The 20866-nt window shown below is 37.5% G+C and carries 19 protein-coding genes; all 19 read right to left on the bottom strand.

Translation table 11 applies throughout. The annotated features are described in order from the left end of the window. Positions 1 to 100: 100 nt before the first annotated feature. Positions 101 to 1801, bottom strand: coding sequence for a proline--tRNA ligase (locus U860_RS0109625; RefSeq protein WP_025148344.1), 1701 nt, complete (start codon positions 1799 to 1801; stop codon positions 101 to 103). Between the two features lie 109 nt (positions 1802 to 1910). Continuing rightward, a complete protein-coding gene (gene rseP / locus U860_RS0109620) occupies positions 1911 to 3167 on the bottom strand; it encodes an RIP metalloprotease RseP (protein WP_002173089.1) in 1257 nt (418 codons plus the stop codon). Between the two features lie 17 nt (positions 3168 to 3184). Next, on the bottom strand, positions 3185 to 4327 hold the full coding sequence (gene dxr / locus U860_RS0109615; RefSeq protein ID WP_025148343.1) for a 1-deoxy-D-xylulose-5-phosphate reductoisomerase: 1143 nt from the start codon (positions 4325 to 4327) through the stop codon (positions 3185 to 3187). Between the two features lie 23 nt (positions 4328 to 4350). Continuing rightward, positions 4351 to 5142, bottom strand: coding sequence for a phosphatidate cytidylyltransferase (cdsA, locus tag U860_RS0109610; protein WP_025148342.1), 792 nt, complete (start codon positions 5140 to 5142; stop codon positions 4351 to 4353). Between the two features lie 17 nt (positions 5143 to 5159). Next, positions 5160 to 5936: an isoprenyl transferase gene (uppS, locus tag U860_RS0109605; RefSeq protein WP_002173092.1), complete on the bottom strand. Its 777-nt coding sequence runs from the start codon at positions 5934 to 5936 to the stop codon at positions 5160 to 5162. Positions 5937 to 6021: 85 nt separating this feature from the next. Then, positions 6022 to 6579: a ribosome recycling factor gene (gene frr, locus U860_RS0109600; protein ID WP_000531504.1), complete on the bottom strand. Its 558-nt coding sequence runs from the start codon at positions 6577 to 6579 to the stop codon at positions 6022 to 6024. Positions 6580 to 6581: 2 nt separating this feature from the next. After that, positions 6582 to 7304: a UMP kinase gene (gene pyrH / locus U860_RS0109595; protein WP_002173093.1), complete on the bottom strand. Its 723-nt coding sequence runs from the start codon at positions 7302 to 7304 to the stop codon at positions 6582 to 6584. Positions 7305 to 7370: 66 nt separating this feature from the next. Continuing rightward, the gene (tsf, locus tag U860_RS0109590; protein ID WP_001018579.1) at positions 7371 to 8258 is read right to left on the bottom strand and encodes a translation elongation factor Ts; all 888 of its coding nucleotides are present in this window, start codon (positions 8256 to 8258) and stop codon (positions 7371 to 7373) included. A 103-nt stretch (positions 8259 to 8361) separates the two neighbouring features. After that, positions 8362 to 9063, bottom strand: a complete 702-nt coding sequence (gene rpsB, locus U860_RS0109585) for a 30S ribosomal protein S2 (RefSeq protein WP_000111485.1) — start codon at positions 9061 to 9063, stop codon at positions 8362 to 8364. Positions 9064 to 9414: 351 nt separating this feature from the next. Next, complete coding sequence (gene codY / locus U860_RS0109580) at positions 9415 to 10194, bottom strand: GTP-sensing pleiotropic transcriptional regulator CodY (protein ID WP_000421290.1); 780 nt, start codon at positions 10192 to 10194, stop codon at positions 9415 to 9417. Between the two features lie 77 nt (positions 10195 to 10271). Continuing rightward, positions 10272 to 11663 (bottom strand): ATP-dependent protease ATPase subunit HslU, encoded by a 1392-nt coding sequence (gene hslU / locus U860_RS0109575; protein ID WP_002173094.1) that lies wholly within the window; start codon positions 11661 to 11663, stop codon positions 10272 to 10274. 22 nt (positions 11664 to 11685) lie between these two features. Continuing rightward, entirely contained in the window at positions 11686 to 12228 is a 543-nt protein-coding gene (hslV, locus tag U860_RS0109570; RefSeq protein WP_025148341.1) for an ATP-dependent protease proteolytic subunit HslV, read from the bottom strand. Between the two features lie 42 nt (positions 12229 to 12270). Beyond that, on the bottom strand, positions 12271 to 13170 hold the full coding sequence (gene xerC, locus U860_RS0109565) for a tyrosine recombinase XerC (RefSeq protein ID WP_025148340.1): 900 nt from the start codon (positions 13168 to 13170) through the stop codon (positions 12271 to 12273). A gap of 65 nt (positions 13171 to 13235) precedes the next feature. Then, positions 13236 to 14540, bottom strand: a complete 1305-nt coding sequence (gene trmFO, locus U860_RS0109560; RefSeq protein WP_025148339.1) for an FADH(2)-oxidizing methylenetetrahydrofolate--tRNA-(uracil(54)-C(5))-methyltransferase TrmFO — start codon at positions 14538 to 14540, stop codon at positions 13236 to 13238. Between the two features lie 48 nt (positions 14541 to 14588). Then, on the bottom strand, positions 14589 to 16667 hold the full coding sequence (topA, locus tag U860_RS0109555; RefSeq protein ID WP_025148338.1) for a type I DNA topoisomerase: 2079 nt from the start codon (positions 16665 to 16667) through the stop codon (positions 14589 to 14591). A gap of 144 nt (positions 16668 to 16811) precedes the next feature. Then, complete coding sequence (gene dprA, locus U860_RS0109550; RefSeq protein ID WP_025148337.1) at positions 16812 to 17681, bottom strand: DNA-processing protein DprA; 870 nt, start codon at positions 17679 to 17681, stop codon at positions 16812 to 16814. An 88-nt stretch (positions 17682 to 17769) separates the two neighbouring features. Further along, positions 17770 to 18672: a succinate--CoA ligase subunit alpha gene (sucD, locus tag U860_RS0109545; RefSeq protein ID WP_025148336.1), complete on the bottom strand. Its 903-nt coding sequence runs from the start codon at positions 18670 to 18672 to the stop codon at positions 17770 to 17772. A 19-nt stretch (positions 18673 to 18691) separates the two neighbouring features. Continuing rightward, positions 18692 to 19852 carry an ADP-forming succinate--CoA ligase subunit beta gene (gene sucC, locus U860_RS0109540; RefSeq protein ID WP_025148335.1) on the bottom strand — a complete coding sequence of 387 codons (1161 nt, stop codon included), beginning with the start codon at positions 19850 to 19852 and terminating at the stop codon, positions 18692 to 18694. 194 nt (positions 19853 to 20046) lie between these two features. Continuing rightward, complete coding sequence (locus U860_RS0109535; RefSeq protein ID WP_025148334.1) at positions 20047 to 20820, bottom strand: ribonuclease HII; 774 nt, start codon at positions 20818 to 20820, stop codon at positions 20047 to 20049. Positions 20821 to 20866 lie beyond the last annotated feature (46 nt).

The following is a 20866-nucleotide window of genomic DNA, read 5'->3' as shown; positions in this document are numbered from 1 at the left end:
TATAAATTGAAACGTACTACAAAGAAAGATTTCTACCTTCTTCTTTTACAAAATACGTTTACAAAGAAAGAGAAGGTACCTCATTACGAGGTACCTCTTCTTATTTTAAAATATTTGCAATATATGTTTGAAGTTCTTCTACTTTCACTTCTTCAGACTCGCCTGTAGCACGTACTTTCACTTCTACAATACCTTCATCTGCTTTTTTACCAACTGTAACGCGAACTGGAAGGCCGAATAAATCTGCATCTGCAAATTTAACACCTGCACGTTCTGCACGATCATCTAGTAATACTTCGTATCCTTGCTCTTGTAATGAGTTGTAGATGTTTTCACCCATTTCACGTTGTGCATCAGATTTCATATTTACTGGAATTACATGCACATGGAACGGTGCAACAGCTTTTGGCCAAACTAGACCGTTCTCATCATTAAACTGCTCTGCAATTGCTGCCACTGTACGAGATACGCCAATACCGTAACAACCCATAATAAGTGGTTTTGTTTTTCCGTTTTCATCTAGGAATGTTGCGTTCATCGCTTCACTATAACGAGTTCCTAATTTGAATACATGACCAACTTCAATGCCACGCGCGAAAAGAATTGTTCCGTTTCCATCTGGAGATTGATCTCCTTCTTGGATGAAACGTAAATCTGTATATTGACTTACTTTAAAGTCACGTTCTGGATTTACATTTACATAATGGAACCCTTCTTCGTTCGCTCCTGAACATCCGTTTACAATTGATGCTACAGCATGGTCAGCAATAATTTCTACATCGCCTGTCACACCAATCGGTCCTAATGAACCAACTTCACAATTTAATAATTCTTTTACTTCTTCATGAGAAGCAAGTTCAACAACTGAAGCGCCGTATACATTTTTCACTTTTACATCGTTTACTTCATGATCACCACGAACAAGTACAACTACTAATTTCTCGTCTATTTTAAATACCATAGACTTAATGCACTTTTCCGCTTCAATGTTTAAGAATACAGATACTTCTTCAATTGCTTTTTGATCTGGTGTTGCTACTTTTTCAAGTGCCTTTTCTGCTTCGTCACTCTTCGTATACGTAGCTACAACAGGAGCCATTTCAATGTTCGCTGCATAATTAGATGTATCAGAGTATGCAATTGTATCTTCACCAACATCTGATAATACCATAAATTCATGTGTATCTTTTCCGCCCATTGCTCCAGAATCAGCAATAACCGCACGGAAATTCAAACCACAACGAGCAAAGATATTAGAATACGCTTCGTATAAACGGCTATATACTTCATCTAAACTTTCTTGTGTTGCATGGAAAGAATATGCATCTTTCATTAAAAATTCTCTTCCACGTAATAAACCGAAACGAGGTCTTTGTTCGTCACGGAACTTTGTTTGAATTTGATATAGTGTTAACGGTAATTTTTTATATGATTTTACTTCATCACGTACAAGATCAGTAATTACTTCTTCATGTGTCGCCCCTAATGCAAATTCACGAGCGTTACGATCTTTCATACGCATTAATTCAGATCCGTAAGAATACCAACGGCCTGATTCTTGCCATAATTCTGCAGCTTGCATAGCTGGCATTAATAATTCTACAGCTCCTGCGCGCTCCATTTCTTCACGAACAATACGTTCTACTTTGTGTAATACTTTTAGACCAAATGGTAGAAAACTATAAATACCTGAAGCATTTTGACGCATAAACCCTGCGCGAAGTAATAATTGATGACTCTTAATTTCAGCATCAGCTGGAACTTCACGTAATGTAGGACTGAATACCATACTTTGTTTCATTGATTCGCACCTCTTCATTTTACTCTTACACGCAGTAAAACCCCTCACCTCGAGTTAGGTGAGGGATTTTATTCTACGAGCTCAATTTCATTATAAACTTCATCTTATTTTACAAGAAAAACTTACGGATGTCATTCCATGTTACAACTAACATAAGCAACATTAATAATGCAAAACCAATAAAGTGAACCATTCCTTCTTTTTGACGATCAATCGGTTTGCCTCGTAACGCTTCAATTAAGAAGAAGAACAAACGTCCACCGTCTAAAGCTGGGACTGGTAATAAATTAAATAAACCAAGGTTAATACTTAACACTGCCGCTAAACTTAGTACACGCGTAAATCCATACTCTACAACTTGATCTGTTAGATTATAAATTCCTACTGGACCAGACAACTCATTAATAGAAAATTGACCCGTTACTAATTTCACAAGAGAATCAAAAATTAGTTTCGTCCATTGGTACGTTTGTTCAAATCCTGATTTAATAGAACCCATCACTGTTTTCTCTACAGGAGAGTAAACACCAATTCTACCAACTTCTTCTTTTCCTTCTTTATCAACCGTTGGTGTTACTTTTACATTAAATTGCTCACTATCACGCTTTACTTGTAACGTAATTTCTTTATTTGGGTTTTCACGAACAATTGATACAACATCTTTCCATGTACTAGTGTTCTTCCCATTAATCGCTTGAATTGTATCATTTTCTTTTAATCCAGCTTGTTCTGCAGCACTATTCTCCATTACTTTTCCGACCATCGGTTTGTCAACAGGAACTCCTTGTACAAATCCAAGAATCACAAAAATAACAAATGCTAGAATAAAGTTCATTGCAGGACCTGCAAAAATTGTTAGAGCACGTTGGCCCAACTTTTTAGAGCCAAATTGTCTATTATACGGAGCGATTTGGATTTCTTCTCCCGCAGAAATGATACGAGCTTTTTCATTCACTCGGAATGTTTGCTGCTCTTCCTCGTACTCTTCATATCCCGAAATTGTAAGATTGTGTTCTAAATCAGCTTGTTCGACTTCAATGACACGAACATTTGGATATTTTTCATGTCCGTCAAAAACTAATTTCACAACTTCGTCTTTTTCATTTAATACAAGGCCAACCTTTTTCCCGGGCTTTAACTCAACTGTATCCGCATCCTCGCCAGCCATTCTTACATAGCCACCAAGGGGCAGTAATCGAATCGTATACACCGTTTCATTCTTCTCAAATGAGAATATTTTCGGACCAAAACCAATCGCAAACTCGCGGCACAAAATACCTGCTCTTTTTGCGAAATATAGATGCCCTAGCTCATGGAAAAATACGAGTGCACCGAAAATTAATATAAAGGCAATCGCTGTATTCAATTCCATAACCACCTTTGCTAAATTTGTTCCATCACAAACCGTCTTGTGGCTGCATCAATTTCCTGAATTTCCTCTAAGCTCGGACGCGCAATGACATTGTGATGGTGCATTGCTTTTTCAATGAGGTCTTCAACCGTTAAGAAACCAATTCTCTTTTGTAAAAAAGCTTCAACAGCTACTTCATTTGCCGCATTCATTACAGCTGGCATACTTCCACCTGTTTTTCCAGCTACATACGCGAAACGTAGACAACGGAAACGTTCTTGATTCATTTTCTCAAAATGCAATGTTCCCATTTCCCATAAATTTAACTGTTTCGTGTCTGAAAGAGGTAATCTATCAGGATATGTAAGCGCGTATTGAATTGGTACTCGCATATCAGGTGAGCCAAGCTGCGCCATTACACTACGATCTTCAAATTCAACCATAGAATGAATAATACTTTCTTTATGTAGAACAACATCGATTTGCTCATAAGGGATACCAAAAAGCCAGTGTGCTTCAATTACTTCTAGCCCCTTATTCATCATTGTAGCAGAATCAATTGTAATTTTCGAACCCATTGACCAGTTTGGATGACGAAGCGCATCTTCTACGGTCACATGATGCAATTCATCTCTCGTTTTATCACGAAAACTTCCGCCTGAAGCAGTGATAATTAGTCGAGAGATCCTTTTTTCATTTTCACCATTCAAGCATTGAAAAATAGCTGAATGTTCACTATCTACTGGAAGTAACGACACGTTATGTTTTCGTGCTGCTTCCATTACAAGATGCCCTGCAGTTACTAAAGTTTCTTTGTTTGCAATTCCAATTGTTTTTTTTGCCTCAATTGCGCGAAGTGTCGGTAACAACCCTACGCTACCTACAACAGCATTCACTACAATTTCTGTATCTGGGTGTAACGCTACTTCTAATAAGCCTTCGCTACCATATACGACTTTTGTATTACCAGAAACAGCTTGTAATTTTAAAACATCTTCCTCTCTTTGCACAGAAACAATTTGCGGAGAAAATTCTTGAATTACCTTTACTGCGTAGTCAACATTTTTCCCTACAGAAAAAGCAACGAGACGGAATTGGTCTGGGTGCGAGCGTAACACATCTAATGTTTGTGTACCGATTGATCCGCTTGCACCTAATAAACTAATGTTTTTCATGACTCCAACTCCTCGTTCATTTATTAATTATATTGTAATAAGAAGTATAGAATTGGTAACACAAATAACCAACTATCTGTTCGATCTAATATACCACCATGCCCAGGTAAAATTGTACCTGAATCCTTTACACCATAATGGCGTTTAAATGCAGATTGCACTAAATCACCAATTTGTCCAAAAATAGAAATGATAATCGTCAGAACGATTAAAACTCCTACATTCGCTTCAACTGGGAAGAACATGTTGTAAACAAGTGCAACAACAATTCCACAAACAATACCGCCTAATGAACCTTCAATCGTTTTATTCGGACTAATTTCTGGCCACAATTTTCTTTTTCCAAATGCTTTTCCTATGAAATATGCACCTGAATCAGTTGCCCAAATGACAAATAGTGCACAGAACACATATTTGATTCCCAATATTCTCGTTTCATTTAAATATAAGAATCCCATTCCAACATATGTCGTTGCCATAAGTAAAAATGAAGCATTGTCAAAAGTAAATGTATTCTTAGAAAGGACTGTATATGATAAAAGTAATAAAACAATCACAAATGTGATTTCTAATTTACCTAATCCAATCCGTGTAAACAGCTCTGATGCACTACTTGGAATTAAAATAACCCACAATAATACTGCAGCTAAAACTGTCGGTACCGAAATAAGCGTAAGCTTGTTCATACGAATTAATTCATATAAACCTATAGAAGCAAGTGCATACACTAAAACTGTAAAAGGCACACCACCGTAAATTACGATGGGAATGAATAGCGCGGCAGCAATCACTCCAGTAATAATTCTCTGTTTCACTACCAAACCCTCTCTTTCTACACGCCTCCGAATCTGCGCCCTCTATGCTGAAAGTCTGTAATCGCATTTAGCAAATGTTCCTCGGTAAAATCTGGCCAATACACATCAGTAAACCAAAATTCTGAATAAGCAATTTGCCATAACATGAAATTACTAATACGTAGTTCTCCGCTTGTACGGATTAACAACTCTGGATCAGGTAAAGAACTCGTCATTAAGTAAGAAGAAATTATTTCTTCATTTATTTCTTCAGTACGAATTTTTCCTTCCTCACTATCTTTCATCATATGTTGCACAGCAGAAACGATTTCATCTCGACTTCCATAGTTTAACGCGAAATTAAGAATTAATCCCGTATTCTCTTTCGTATCTTCCATGGCTTTTTCCATCGCTCTGCGCGTATGCGTAGGGAGACGATCTTTTTGCCCTATTACTCGGACTTGTACGTTTTCTTCAATCAATTCTGGTAAAAATGTACCTAGAAATTCTTCTGGAAGTTTCATCAAATAATCAACTTCCTTTTTCGGTCTTTTCCAGTTCTCAGTCGAAAAAGCATAAAGAGTTAATACTTTCACACCAAGTTTACTTGCAAATTTTGTAATTTTCTTCACAACTTGCATGCCTTCATGATGTCCAGCAATGCGAGGCATCGCTCTTCTCTTCGCCCATCTTCCATTACCATCCATAATAATAGCAATATGTTCTGGGATATATCCTTTTTTCACTTCTTCAATGAGATGATCAAACGATGTGACCTTTTTAGCTTTAAAAAAAGGAAACTTTTTAAACATCATTCATACCCTCCAACAAGCAGACGTATGCCTAAAAGTGTAAAAAGACCCCCTTAAGAAGAGGGTCATATTTGCGAAGTTATCGCTATTACACTTCCATGATTTCTTTTTCTTTGTTTTTTGCGATTTCGTCAACTTTTGCAATATATTTATCTGTTTCTTTTTGGATATCTTCAGTATATCCTCTTAAATCGTCTTCTGTAATATCGCCAGCTTTTTCAAGCTTCTTAAGATCGTCATTACCATCACGACGTACGTTACGAACAGCAACTTTTGCTTCTTCAGCATATTTTTTCACAACTTTTACAAGATCACGACGACGCTCTTCTGTTAATGCAGGGAATGCAATACGAATTACAGTTCCATCATTAGAAGGGTTTAAGCCTAAATCTGCTTTTAAAATTGCTTTTTCAATATCACCGATAGAAGTTTTATCATAAGGTTGAATTACAAGTAAACGCGCTTCTGGAACTGTAATGTTCGCTAATTGCACAACTGGTGTTGGTGCACCATAGTAATCAACTTGTACCTTATCTAATACAGACGAGCTTGCACGACCAGCGCGAACTGTTGCTAATTCACGAGAATAAGCAGCAACTGCTTTTTCCATTTTTTCATTTGAAGACTTCAATACTTGTTGTCCCATATTTATTTCCCCCTTACAACTGTTCCAATATTTTCGCCTAAAACGGCACGTTTAATATTACCTTTTTCCATAACCGAGAATACAATTAATGGAATATCATTATCCATACATAAAGAAGAAGCTGTAGAATCCATTACACCTAAACCTTCTTTTAATACATCTAAGTAAGTAAGTGTTTCGTATTTCGTAGCTGTTGGGTCAATAGATGGATCTGCACTATATACGCCATCTACATTGTTTTTCGCCATTAAAATAACGTCCGCTTCGATTTCCGCTGCACGTAATGCTGCTGTTGTATCTGTAGAGAAGTATGGGTTACCAGTACCTGCTGCAAAGATCACAACACGTTTTTTCTCTAAGTGACGGATTGCTTTACGACGAATGTAAGGCTCTGCCACTTGACGCATCTCAATTGAAGTTTGTACGCGAGTTTGAATTCCAATGTTCTCCAAGCTATCTTGAAGAGCTAATGAATTCATAACTGTTGCTAACATGCCCATGTAATCTGCTCCTGCACGATCCATGCCCATTTCACTTCCAATTTTCCCACGCCAAATGTTACCGCCACCAACAACAACAGCAACCTCTACATCAAGTTCTGCAATTTCTTTCACTTGTTCCGCAACTGACTTAATAACAGCCGGGTTAATTCCAAATCCTTGCTCGCCAGCTAAAGCTTCTCCGCTCAGCTTTAAAACGACACGATTATATTTCGGTGTACTCATAATGAACCTCCAATTGCTTACATCTTTATTTTAAAAAAGGGAACACAATGTGTTCCCTAATCTGTATTAGTTGTTACCTTTTACTTGGTTCATTACTTCTTCAGCAAAGTTGTCTTCGCGTTTTTCGATACCTTCACCAACAGCGTAGCGAACGAATCCTTTTAATGTTCCGCCTTTAGACTCAACGAATTGACGAACTTTCATATCAGGGTTTTTAACGAATGCTTGGTCAAGTAAGCAAATCTCTTCAAAGAATTTGCCAAGACGGCCTTCTACCATTTTTGCAACGATTTTTTCAGGCTTGCCTTCGTTTAAAGCTTGTTGTGTTAATACTTGACGCTCATGCTCAACTTCTTCAGCTGTTACAGCATCGCGGTCGATGTATTTAGGGTTAACTGCTGCAATGTGCATTGCTACATCTTTAGCAGCTGCTTCGTCAGTAGAACCTTCAAGAACTGTTAATACACCAATGCGTCCACCCATGTGTAGGTAAGCACCGAATGCATCTGCATCAGTTTTTGATACGATTTCGAAACGACGAAGTGTAAGTTTTTCACCAATTTTAGCGATTGCTTCATTGATGTGCTCTTCTACTGTTTTGCCACCTTCAATTGTTTGAGCCATAGCTTCTTCAACGTTAGCTGGTTTGTTAGCTAATAAGTGAGCAGCTAATTCTTTAATTAAAGCTTGGAAACCTTCGTTTTTCGCAACGAAATCAGTTTCAGAGTTTAATTCTAAGATTAAACCGTCGTTACCGTTTGTTTCGATGAAAGTTAAACCTTCAGCAGCGATGCGGTCTGCTTTTTTAGCAGCTTTCGCAATACCTTTTTCACGTAAGAAGTCAATTGCTTTCTCCATGTCGCCGTTAGTTTCTGTTAAAGCTTTTTTGCAGTCCATCATACCTGCGCCAGTTTTTTCACGAAGTTCTTTTACCATTTGTGCAGTGATTGCCATATTTTTCATCCTCCTAAAATATGTATTTATACCTTTTATAAAGGTGTTTATACCTTAAAAAAGGTGATAAAAGGCCGAACCCCTTATCACCTTTCCAAATTTGTTACGCAGTAACAGTTTCTTCACCTTGTTTTGCTTCAAGGATCGCGTCTGCCATTTTAGATGTAAGAAGTTTTACAGCACGAATTGCATCATCGTTTGCTGGGATAACGTGATCGATTTCGTCTGGATCACAGTTTGTATCAACGATACCGATGATTGGAATGTGTAATTTGCGTGCTTCAGCAACTGCAATACGCTCTTTACGAGGGTCTACTACGAATAATGCACTTGGAAGACCTTTCATATCTTTAATACCGCCTAAGAATTTCTCAAGACGCTCTAACTCTTTTTTAAGTTGAACAACTTCTTTCTTAGGAAGTACTTCGAAAGTACCATCTTCTTGCATTCTTTCGATGTCTTTAAGACGCTTGATACGCTTTTGGATTGTTTGGAAGTTTGTTAAAGTTCCACCTAACCAACGTTGGTTAACGAAGTACATACCAGCACGAGTTGCTTCTTCTTTAATAGCTTCTTGTGCTTGTTTTTTAGTACCTACGAATAAAATGTCTCCACCTTCAGCAGCGATGTCACGCATCGTTCTGTAAGCTTCCTCAACTTTTTTCACAGTTTTTTGTAAGTCGATGATGTAGATACCGTTACGCTCTGTGAAAATGTAACGCTTCATTTTTGGGTTCCAACGACGAGTTTGATGTCCGAAATGAACACCAGCTTCAAGCAATTGCTTCATAGAAATTACTGACATAATTTAGTTCCTCCTAAATGGTTTTTGATATCCTCCGTTTACTTCATCTCTAAGCGAAACTACGAACGTAGCACCAACACTTAAATCAGTAAACGTGTGTACTTTGTACTGACACCACTGCTTACTATATCATACTGAAATATTACAATCAAGTCGAAAATGCGAACAATGTAAAACTTTCTTTTTTTTACGCTCAAATTCTAGTATTACCAACCTTCAATTCCTTTAAGCAAGGAATTGAAGGTTAATTAATAGTTTTCTAATGAACGTTGTCATGACGCCTTACGTAAGCAAAATCATTCTCTTAAAAAACAAAAAACTCTCCTCAACCGAGGAGAGTTTTTTTATAAATTAGTTTGTTTTTAATTTAGCAAGTTCCTGTAGAAACTTGTCGTTTAGCACTTTAATGTATGTTCCTTTCATACCTAAAGAGCGAGACTCAATAACACCAGCACTTTCTAATTTACGTAGTGCATTTACGATTACAGAACGAGTAATTCCTACGCGATCAGCAATTTTACTTGCAACAAGTAAACCTTCTGTTCCATTTAATTCTTCGAAGATATGCTCGATTGCTTCTAACTCACTGTAAGATAATGAGCTAATCGCCATTTGAACAACAGCTTTACTACGTGCTTCCTCTTCGATTTCTTCTGCTTTTTCACGTAAGATTTCCATACCTACAACAGTTGAGCTGTATTCAGCAAGAATCAAATCATCGTCTAAGAACTCTTGACCCAGACGAGCTAAGACTAGTGTACCTAGGCGCTCACCGCCACCAACGATTGGTACGATTGTAGTTAAACCTTGACCGAATAATTCTCTATTTTCTACTGGGAATGCTGTGTAAGCACTGTTCACATCTAAGTTAGAAGATGTTTCTGTAATGTTGAATAAGCTTTGTGTGTACTCTTCTGGGAATTGACGCTCTGCAAGCATTTGCTTCATGCGTTCGTTCTCGATTTGTTGGTGAATCGCATATCCTAATAATTTACCGCGACGACTTACAACGAACACGTTCGCTTCAATTACTTCACACATTGTGTCAGACATCTCTCTAAAGTTTACAGGCTTTCCTGCTGCGCTTTGTAATAACGCATTTAATTTTCTCGTTTTTGCTAATAATTCCATTTCAAAAGTTCCTCCTACATGTTACTTACATATTTTTTCATCACTTGGAAACTAGGGCGAGTCACCTGATGACACTATTACAAAATAAACTGGCTCACATCTTTATTTTTAGCAATTGTCGCTAATTTTTCCTCAACATATTGAGGTGTTATCGTTATTTTCTCTAACGTAATTTCAGATGCTTCAAACGATAAATCTTCAAGGAGCTTCTCCATAATAGTATGAAGTCTTCTCGCTCCAATATTATCTGTATCCTGATTAACTTGATAAGCAATCTCAGCAATCTTACGAATAGCTTCGTCTGAAAATTCAATTTCTATACCTTCAGTCGCTAATAATGCCATATATTGTTTAATTAACGCATTGTCAGGTTCGATTAATATTTTAACAAAATCATCTACTGATAATTTTGTTAACTCTACTCGAATCGGAAATCTCCCTTGCAATTCCGGAATTAAATCCGACGGTTTAGACATATGGAACGCTCCAGCTGCAACAAATAAAATATAATCCGTTTTTACTGATCCGTATTTTGTTGCAACATTCGATCCTTCTACAATCGGTAAAATGTCACGTTGCACACCTTCACGCGATACATCTACGCTATTCGACTGCTTACCAGCAATTTTGTCAATTTCATCGATAAAAATAATCCCGAGCTGTTCAGCACGATAAACAGCCTCTTGTGTAACTTCATCCATATCAATTAAGCGCTGTGCCTCTTCATTTGTCAAGAGTTTTCTTGCTTCTTTTACAGAAAGTTTACGTTTTTTCGTTTTTTTCGGCATGATACTTCCTAGTGCATCTTGGAAATTCATTCCCATTTGCTCCATGCCAGTTCCTTGCAACATATCAAACATAGAAGACTGTTGTTCCGTCACTTCGATCGATACCACTTCATCTTCAAGAAGGCCTGCCGCAAGCTTTCTTTCCACATCTTGACGTTTCTTTTCGATTTCAACATCTTCCTGTGCATCAGATGTTTGGTTTGAATTTTGAGTACCACCAAAAAGCATTTCTAATGGATTTTTAAATCCAGATTGTTTCTCCGGACTCGGCACTAAAATTTCAACAAGACGTTGATTCGCTTGCTCTTCCGCTTTATCTTGAACTTTAACTACCATTTCCTCTTTCACGATACGAACGGATGTTTCAACAAGGTCGCGGACCATCGATTCTACATCTCGACCCACATATCCAACTTCTGTAAATTTAGTCGCTTCAACCTTAATAAAAGGTGCTCCAACGAGTTTTGCCATTCGTCGTGCTACCTCTGTCTTACCAACACCTGTCGGTCCAATCATTAAAATGTTTTTAGGTGCAATTTCATCACGTAAATTTTCAGCTAGTTTACTGCGACGGTATCGATTCCGTAGAGCTACAGCAACCGCTTTCTTTGCATCTTTTTGACCGATGATGTATTGATCTAATTTTTCCACAATTTGACGCGGAGTAAAATGTAAATGCATATAAAATGCCTCCCTTACGATTCTACAATTCTTCAACAACTATGTTGTGGTTCGTATAAACACAAATATCGCCTGCAATTTCTAAACTAGCTTTCGCAATTTGCTTCGCTGTTAAATGTTCACTTGCATGTTGCTTTAAAGCACGACCAGCAGCAAGTGCATAATGTCCACCTGAACCAATCGCTAAAATGCCATCATCCGGTTCAATTACTTCTCCTGTACCTGAAACAAGGAGCATCGTTGTTTTATCCATGACAATGAGCATCGCTTCTAGCTGACGTAACATTTTATCACCACGCCATTGTTTCGCCATCTCAACTGCAGCGCGCTGCAAGTTGCCATTATACTCTTCTAATTTTCCTTCAAACATTTCAAAAAGAGTAAATGCATCAGCAACTGAGCCTGCAAAACCAGCTAAAACTTTCCCTTGGAAAAGTTTGCGAACTTTGCGAGCTGTATGTTTCATTACAACAGCATTCCCCATCGTTACCTGACCATCTCCAGCCATTGCACATTCTCCATTATGATGAACTGCAAATATCGTTGTAGCGTGGAAATTTCCCATAGAAAAAACTCCTTTATATGTTTTTATAGCTTTAAAAGCAATTTATGCCCGCGGGTGATGCTTCATGTACACAGAACGCAATCTTTCTTTAGAGACATGCGTATAAATTTGTGTCGTCGACAAATTCTCATGACCTAATAGCTCCTGTACAGTACGTAAATCCGCTCCTTCATCCAACATATGTGTAGCAAATGTATGCCTTAACATATGGGGATTTATCCGCATTGTAAGTGAAGCCTTCTTAATGAGTTCGTTCAAAACATAACGTACACCCTGATCTGTTAACGGCTTACCTTTCGCATTTAAAAATACCCTATGAGATTGTTCTTCAGTCTTTTGAGCTAACTGTTTTCTCCCGTTCTCTATATAAGTAATTAAAGCATCTTGTGCATAGCTTCCGAACGGAATATATCTTTGTTTTTTCCCTTTTCCCATCACTAAAATTGTTCCCACTGCAAAGTCAATGTCGGTAAGTTGCAAATTAACGCATTCGCTTACACGAATCCCAGTTGCATACATCAACTCTAATAAAGCTTGATTTCTTTGACCTAATGGCGTCTCTGTATCAGAAACTTCAAACAATTCCTCTAACTCTTCAGCATATAAAAACTTTGGGATTGACAATTCTTTCTTGGGGAGTGACGCAAGTGCAAACGGATTATCTTTTTGATAACCTTCACGCATCAAAAAACGATATAAACTTCGTAAGCTCGATACTTTTCTTGCGACAGATTTACGGGCTAACTTTTCATCGTGCAACGTCGTCAAGTATAAACGAACATCCGCGTATGTAACATCTAAAAAAGAGGATATGCCTTCTCGCTCCATAAATTGCACAAAATGTTCTAAATCATTTTGATAACTTGCAATTGTATATTTTGAATAATTTCTTTCAATTTGTAAATATCCAACGAATAATTGTAACAATTTCTTCACATTCATATAACTCACCTCAATAAAGGCTACTAAATCGTATCACAACTCAGTAGCCTTTGCAAGAAATTTAATTAAATATTTACAAAATTTTGAATTGTTTCTAAAGCGCGTGTAGCATACGCTTCATTTCGCTCTTGTTTCTTTTTAATTTTCTTCTCTAATGGTGCAAATAAACCGAAGTTTGCATTCATTGGCTGGAAGTTTTTTGCATTTGTCGCAGTAATATAATTTGCCATACTTCCCATTGCAGTTACAGGTGGTAATACAACCGGCTCTTCACCTTGTACAAGTCGAGCAACGTTAATACCAGCTAATAATCCTGATGCTGCTGATTCAACATAACCCTCTACTCCAGTCATTTGACCAGCGAAGAATAAATCATCACGTTGTTTATATTGATATGTTGGACGAAGCAAATTAGGCGAATTAATAAACGTATTACGATGCATTACACCATAACGTACAATCTCTGCGTTTTCTAGTCCTGGAATTAGCTGTAACACTTCTTTTTGTGGCCCCCACTTTAAATGTGTTTGGAAACCTACAATATTGTATAACGTTCCTGCTGCATCATCTTGACGCAACTGAACAACTGCATATGGTGTTTTCCCTGTTTTCGGATCTTCTAATCCAACAGGCTTCATCGGTCCAAATACTAACGTCTGTCTCCCTCTACTTGCCATAACTTCTACTGGCATACAACCTTCAAAGAAAATTTCTTTTTCGAATTCTTTTAAAGGCACTGTCTCAGCGGCAATTAAAGCCTCATAAAAGCGATCAAACTCTTCTTCTGTCATTGGACAGTTTAAATATGCCGCTTCACCTTTATCATAACGGGATTTTAAATATACTTTATTCATATCAATGCTGTCTTTCTCAACAATTGGTGCTGCAGCATCATAGAAATAAAAATAATCTTCACCTGTCAGTTCTTTTAATTGTGCAGAAAGGTCAGGAGACGTAAGTGGACCTGTTGCAATAACAGTAGGCCCTTCTGGAATTTCAGTAATTTCTTCATTCATCACAGTTACGTTCGGATGATTCTTCACATATTCAGTTACTTTCGCTGCAAATTCATGACGATCTACAGCTAAAGCACCTCCTGCTGGTACAGAGCACTCATCAGCCGCACGAATAATAACAGAATCCATTAAACGCATTTCTTCTTTAATAACACCAACAGCATTTGTTAATGTGTTTGCGCGAAGTGAATTACTACATACTAATTCAGCAAATTTATCTGTGTGATGAGCTGGTGTTTGTCGTACCGGCCTCATTTCATATAATCTTACTTGGACACCACGTTTTGCAATTTGGTAAGCTGCTTCACTTCCTGCAAGACCTGCGCCAATGACGTTTACTACTTGTGTTGTCATATATATCACCTTTCCTTTTCTTCCCGAAAAAAATGTGAGCAGTTACGCTCACATTTGTTGTTCTTCTTCATAATCACACGAAATACATTGTACTTGCACGCCTTTTTTCAACTTCTTCTCTACAAGCATACCTTCACACTTCGGACATTTACGACCAATTGGCTTATCCCAAGATACAAAGTCACATTCTGGATACGTACCGCATCCGTAGAAAAGACGTTTCTTTTTATTACTACGACGTTCAATAATTTGTCCTTCTTCACACTTCGGACAAGTAACACCGATTTCTTTCACAATCGGTTTTGTATTACGACAATCAGGGAAATTCGAACAAGCCATAAACTTCCCGTATTTACCCATTTTAAAGACCATTGGATGACCACATAATTCACAGTCTTCCCCAGCTGGTTCATCTTTAATTTCCACTTCACGCATTTCTTTTTCCGCTTTTTCTAAGCGCGGTTCAAATCCTACGTAAAAATCATCAACAATTTTCACCCAATTCGCATTTCCTTCTTCTACTTCATCAAGGCTCTGCTCCATATTGGCAGTAAATTCAATGTTAATAATTTCCGGGAAAAACTCTAAAATAAGTTCGATTACTATTCCACCAAGTTCAGTCGGTACGAAGCGTTTATTATCTAAAGCAACGTATCCACGTTTTTGGATTGTTTCAAGTGTCGGTACATAAGTAGATGGTCTTCCAATTCCAAGCTCTTCAAGCGTTCTTACTAGACGAGCCTCTGTATAACGCGGCGGAGGCTGTGTGAAATGTTGCTTCGGTTCTATATCTTTTGAAAATACAGTTTCACCTACTTCTAACGGCGGCAACATCTTATCCTTTTCTTCCGCACCATCATCTTTCGATTCTACGTACACTTTCATAAATCCTGGGAACTTTACAACTGATCCACTTGCACGGAACTGAACATTGTTATTAATGAGTCTCGCTGTAACAGTATCCATTATAGCAGATGCCATTTGACTTGCAACAAATCGCTCCCAAATCAGTTTATACAAACGAAGTTGATCACGACTTAAGAAACTTTTTAGTTCCTCTGGCTTTCTCATTACCGAAGTAGGACGAATCGCCTCATGCGCATCTTGCGCTTTCGACTTTTTCGTTTCTTTCTTCTTCTCTGTTCCTATGTATTCCGCACCAAACGCCTCAGTAATGTAATTACGAGCCTCTGTTTGAGCTGTTTCTGAGATACGTGTTGAATCGGTTCTCATATACGTAATAAGACCTACAGTCCCTTGTTTTCCAAGATCTATCCCTTCATACAGTTGCTGTGCAAGCATCATTGTTTTCTTTGCTCGCATATTTAATTTACGCGCTGCTTCCTGTTGTAGAGAAGATGTTGTAAACGGTAATGCAGGATTACGCTTTCGCTCTTTTCGAGTTACATTTTCAACCGAAAACGCATTGTCTTTCATCTTTTCGATTATTTCGTTCACTTGTTCTTCGTTCGTTAATTGAACTTTTTCACCATCTACACCGTAAAAGCTTGCTTCAAATGTGTCTTTCCCTTTCACAAATTCTGTTTTAATTGTCCAGAATTCTTCAGGTTCAAAGTTTTGAATTTCTTTTTCACGTTCGATAATTAAACGAACTGCTACAGATTGTACGCGTCCTGCACTTAATCCTTTTTTTACTTTCTTCCATAATAAAGGACTAATATTGTAGCCAACAAGACGATCAAGTATACGTCTTGCCTGTTGTGCATCTACTAAATCCATATTAATTGCACGAGGATATTTAAATGATTCTTTTATTGCATCTTTTGTAATCTCATTAAATACAACTCGGCAATCTGATTCAACGTCCACATTTAACGTATTCGCTAAATGCCAAGCAATTGCTTCTCCTTCACGATCCGGATCGGCCGCGAGATAGACTTTCTTTGCTTTTTTTGCCGCTGATTTTAAATCTTTTAAAACGGGACCCTTACCACGAATGGTAATATACTTCGGGGTGAAGTTATTCTTTACTTCTATCCCCATTTGGCTTTTAGGTAAATCGCGGACATGTCCCATAGACGCGACGACTTTGTATTTTTTCCCTAAATATTTCTCAATGGTCTTCGCCTTAGAAGGCGACTCCACGATTACGAGGTAATCTGACATGCTAGTGCCTCCTTAAGAGGTGGATTCAAGTCTTCATTAATCTTATTGATTTCTCTTGTTTTTGTCAATCAAGAATGAATATACCATACAGTGCCAATCTACCATTTGTCAATAATTGTTTAATAAAAACATAAAAATATAAAGTTAATTTATAAATTCTTCAAGGATATCCTCTGCATTTCGCACTAGTTTTGCACCTTGTTGAATAAGATGATTTGTTCCCGACGCACTATCTATAAATATAGGTCCAGGAAGCGCAAATACCTCTCTATTTTGCTCTAACGCTAGGCCTGCAGTAATAAGTGATCCACTTCTTGATTTTGCTTCTACAACTAAAACACCTTTACTTATACCACTAATAATTCGATTTCTTTTTGGAAAATACCATTTTTTCGGTGCATAATGTGGGGGATACTCTGTCAATAACAATATATAGTCTTTCCACGTGTCATATAAACTTCTATTCTCTTTCGGATACATATAAGATAATCCATGTCCTAATATGGCGATTGTCGGGCAATGCTGCCTTACTGTAACTTCGTGAGCAATTATATCTATCCCTCTTGCAAACCCACTAACAATAAGCCATTCCTTTTCAAGTAAAGGGTGTAAAATAAACCTCATACTCTCCTTTCCATATAAAGACGGCTCTCTCGTCCCAACAATCGCTAATTTATTTACTTTACTAAGAAAATCCCTCTCCCCTCTTCCATATAAAACAAAAGGGGGATCTTGTATTTCTCGCAATAATTGTGGATAATCCTTATCCCAAATAGTCGTATAAAATATTCGATTTTCTTCCAAATAGGAGATATATTGCAGGGGATTTGAAGTCTGAAGAAAATTTACTAGTTCTGAAGATTTTTCCGAGGATATTCCAGCGTAATATTCAAATTGCTTCGTACTAAAAGTGTATATTCCATTCAATTCCGGATCAATATATAGTAGCCTCTCCATCGCCTTCCAATGATCCGCCAACATGTAATGAAGGTGCAATAATCGTTCTCTTTTCATCTCAATTCTACTTACCCATAATTTTTATTATGTAAACAGGAAAAGTGCAAAAAGACACCTTCAAACAAGAAGGTGCCTTTCAAAAAGATTAGTAGTTTTTACAAGTTTCAAATAATCCCTTTTCTTTTAAAACAGAGATTAATGTTTCACCCATAACAGCTGGTGTTTCAGCTACTTTAATACCACAAGCTTCCATTGTTTTAATCTTTTCAGCAGCAGTTCCTTTACCGCCAGAAATGATTGCCCCAGCATGACCCATACGTTTGCCAGCAGGCGCTGTTTGACCACCAATGAAGCCTACAACTGGTTTTGTCATATTAGCTTTTACCCATTCAGCTGCCTCTTCTTCTGCCGTACCTCCGATTTCACCAATCATAATTACAGCATGTGTTTCTTCATCATCATTAAATGCTTTTAACGCATCAATAAAGTCTGTACCGTTAACAGGGTCCCCACCGATACCTACAGCAGTAGATTGGCCAATACCTTCTTGTGTTAACTGATGTACAGCTTCATACGTTAATGTACCCGAGCGAGATACGATACCAACATGACCTTTTTTATGAATGTATCCTGGCATAATACCAATTTTACATTCATCAGGTGTAATGACACCAGGACAGTTTGGTCCAAGTAAACGTGTATGTTTACCCGCCATATATCTCTTTACGTTTACCATATCTAATACAGGGATCCCTTCAGTAATACATACTACTAAATCGATCTTTGCATCAACTGCTTCCATAATTGCATCAGCCGCAAAAGCGGGTGGAACGTATACAACTGAAGCGTTTGCGCCTGTTGCTTTCACAGCATCTTCTACTGTATCAAATACTGGTACACCTTCAATATCAGTGCCACCTTTACCTGGTGTTACACCACCGACAATTTTCGTACCGTATTCAATCATTTGTTTTGTATGGAATAATCCTTGAGAACCTGTAATACCTTGAACAATAACTTTTGTATCTTTATTAACTAATACGCTCATTTTTCTCCCCCGCTTTCTATTAGCCCACTAGTGAAACAATTTTTTGTGCACCGTCTGCCATAGATTCTGCTGCAACAATATTTAAACCAGACTCATTTAAAATTCTCTTACCTAACTCTACGTTTGTACCTTCAAGACGTACAACTAAAGGCAACTCAAGACCTACTTGCTTCGTTGCTTCAATAACACCTTCTGCGATAACATCACACTTCATAATGCCACCAAAAATGTTAACGAAGATACCTTTTACATTTTTATCAGAAAGGATAATTTTGAATGCTTCTGTAACTTTTTCAGCTGTCGCGCCGCCACCAACATCTAAGAAGTTAGCTGGGTCACCATGGTAATGTTTAATGATATCCATTGTAGCCATTGCTAAACCTGCACCATTAACCATACAACCGATATTCCCATCTAAAGGAATGTAGTTTAAGTCATATTTAGAAGCTTCAATTTCTTTTGAATCTTCTTCATCAAGATCACGAAGTTCTAAAATGTCTTTATGGCGATATAACGCATTAGAATCAAAGTTTAATTTTGCATCTAATGCCATTACTTTACCGTCACCTGTTGTAACAAGTGGATTAATCTCAGCGATAGAGCAATCTTTTTCGATAAACGCACTATATAAGCCCATCATAAACTTCACAGCTTGTCCTACAAGCTCTTTTGGAATATTGATGTTAAACGCGATTCGACGCGCTTGGAAACCTTGTAAACCTACTGCTGGATCAATATATTCTTTAAAGATTTTTTCAGGTGTTTTTTCTGCTACTTCTTCAATTTCTGTTCCACCTTCTTCAGATGCCATTAAAACAACTTGAGAAGTTGCACGATCTAATACAAGACCTACATAATATTCTTTTTTAATATCGCAACCTTCTTCGATAAGTAAGCGTTTTACTTCCTTACCTTCAGGACCTGTTTGATGTGTCACAAGTGTAGTTCCTAAAATGCCTTCCGCATATGTACGAACTTCTTCTAAATTTTTCGCAACTTTTACTCCGCCAGCTTTGCCGCGTCCACCAGCGTGAATTTGTGCTTTAACTACACATACATCCGTTCCTAATTCTTTCGCTGCTTCTACAGCTTCTTCTACTGTAAATGCAACCTTCCCGTTCGGAACGCTAACCCCATAGCTTCTAAGGACTGCCTTACCTTGGTACTCATGGATATTCATGGTCCCATCCTCCCCTGTTTTCCTGTTTTACTCGAAAAGTTTTTTAATGTTTAAAAAACATTACATTGCCATTGTATAAGATGATTGGCACGCTGTCTACAATAAAGTGTCAGAAAACTGAAATCGCTTTATTCTTTTTTGAAAATAATAATGTTCATATACCAAAATAAAAAAATAAGCTGTATATTCACAGCTTATTTTTGAATCATATCTTTAATTGGTGCGAATGATTTCCGATGTTCCTCTAGTACCCCATGCACTTCAATCGCTTCTAAATGCTGTTTCGTCCCATATCCCATATGTTGTTCAAATCCATATGCAGGATACTTTCCACCTAATTCTTTCATCATACGATCTCTCGTCACTTTCGCAATAATAGATGCAGCTGAAATAGAGACACTTTTCGCATCACCTTTAATAATTGATGTTTGCGGAATTGATGTAGGAAGCTTCATCGCATCGATTAATAAATATTCTGGTGTACATGATAAATTAGCAACAGCATCTAACATCGCTTGCTTCGTTGCTTGATAAATATTTATTTCATCAATAATTTGTGGTGATACAATGCCAACTCCAATCGCAATCGCATGGTCTTTAATTTCATCATAAAAACGCTCACGCTTCGCTTCACTTAATTTTTTCGAGTCATTTAATCCTGGAATATAAAAATCTTCTGGGAGGATGACAGCCGCCGTCACAACCGGTCCAGCTAACGGTCCTCGGCCCACTTCATCAATGCCAGCAATGTATGTGAGACCTTTTTCACGTAACGCATTTTCATACTTTGACATTTCTAAAAATTTTTCTCTTTCTTTTTGTGCTAATTCTTTTTGTTTATACCACTTCAAAATTAGTTTTTGAACACCTTTTCGCTCATCTTTCAATAACAGTTGAAAATGTCCATCCTCTTCACTCATAATTTCTTGCAATAAACATTCAGCTTCTTGAATAGTCATTTTTTGCATATATGTACACTCCCTTTTAAACGTAACCAAAAAGAAAAGACGCACA

Source organism: Bacillus sp. H1a, assembly GCF_000633475.1.
Lineage (GTDB): Bacteria > Bacillota > Bacilli > Bacillales > Bacillaceae_G > Bacillus_A > Bacillus_A paramycoides.
The sequence above is the reverse complement of the archived record's forward strand: the minus strand, read 5'-3'. Positions and strand labels throughout refer to the sequence as shown.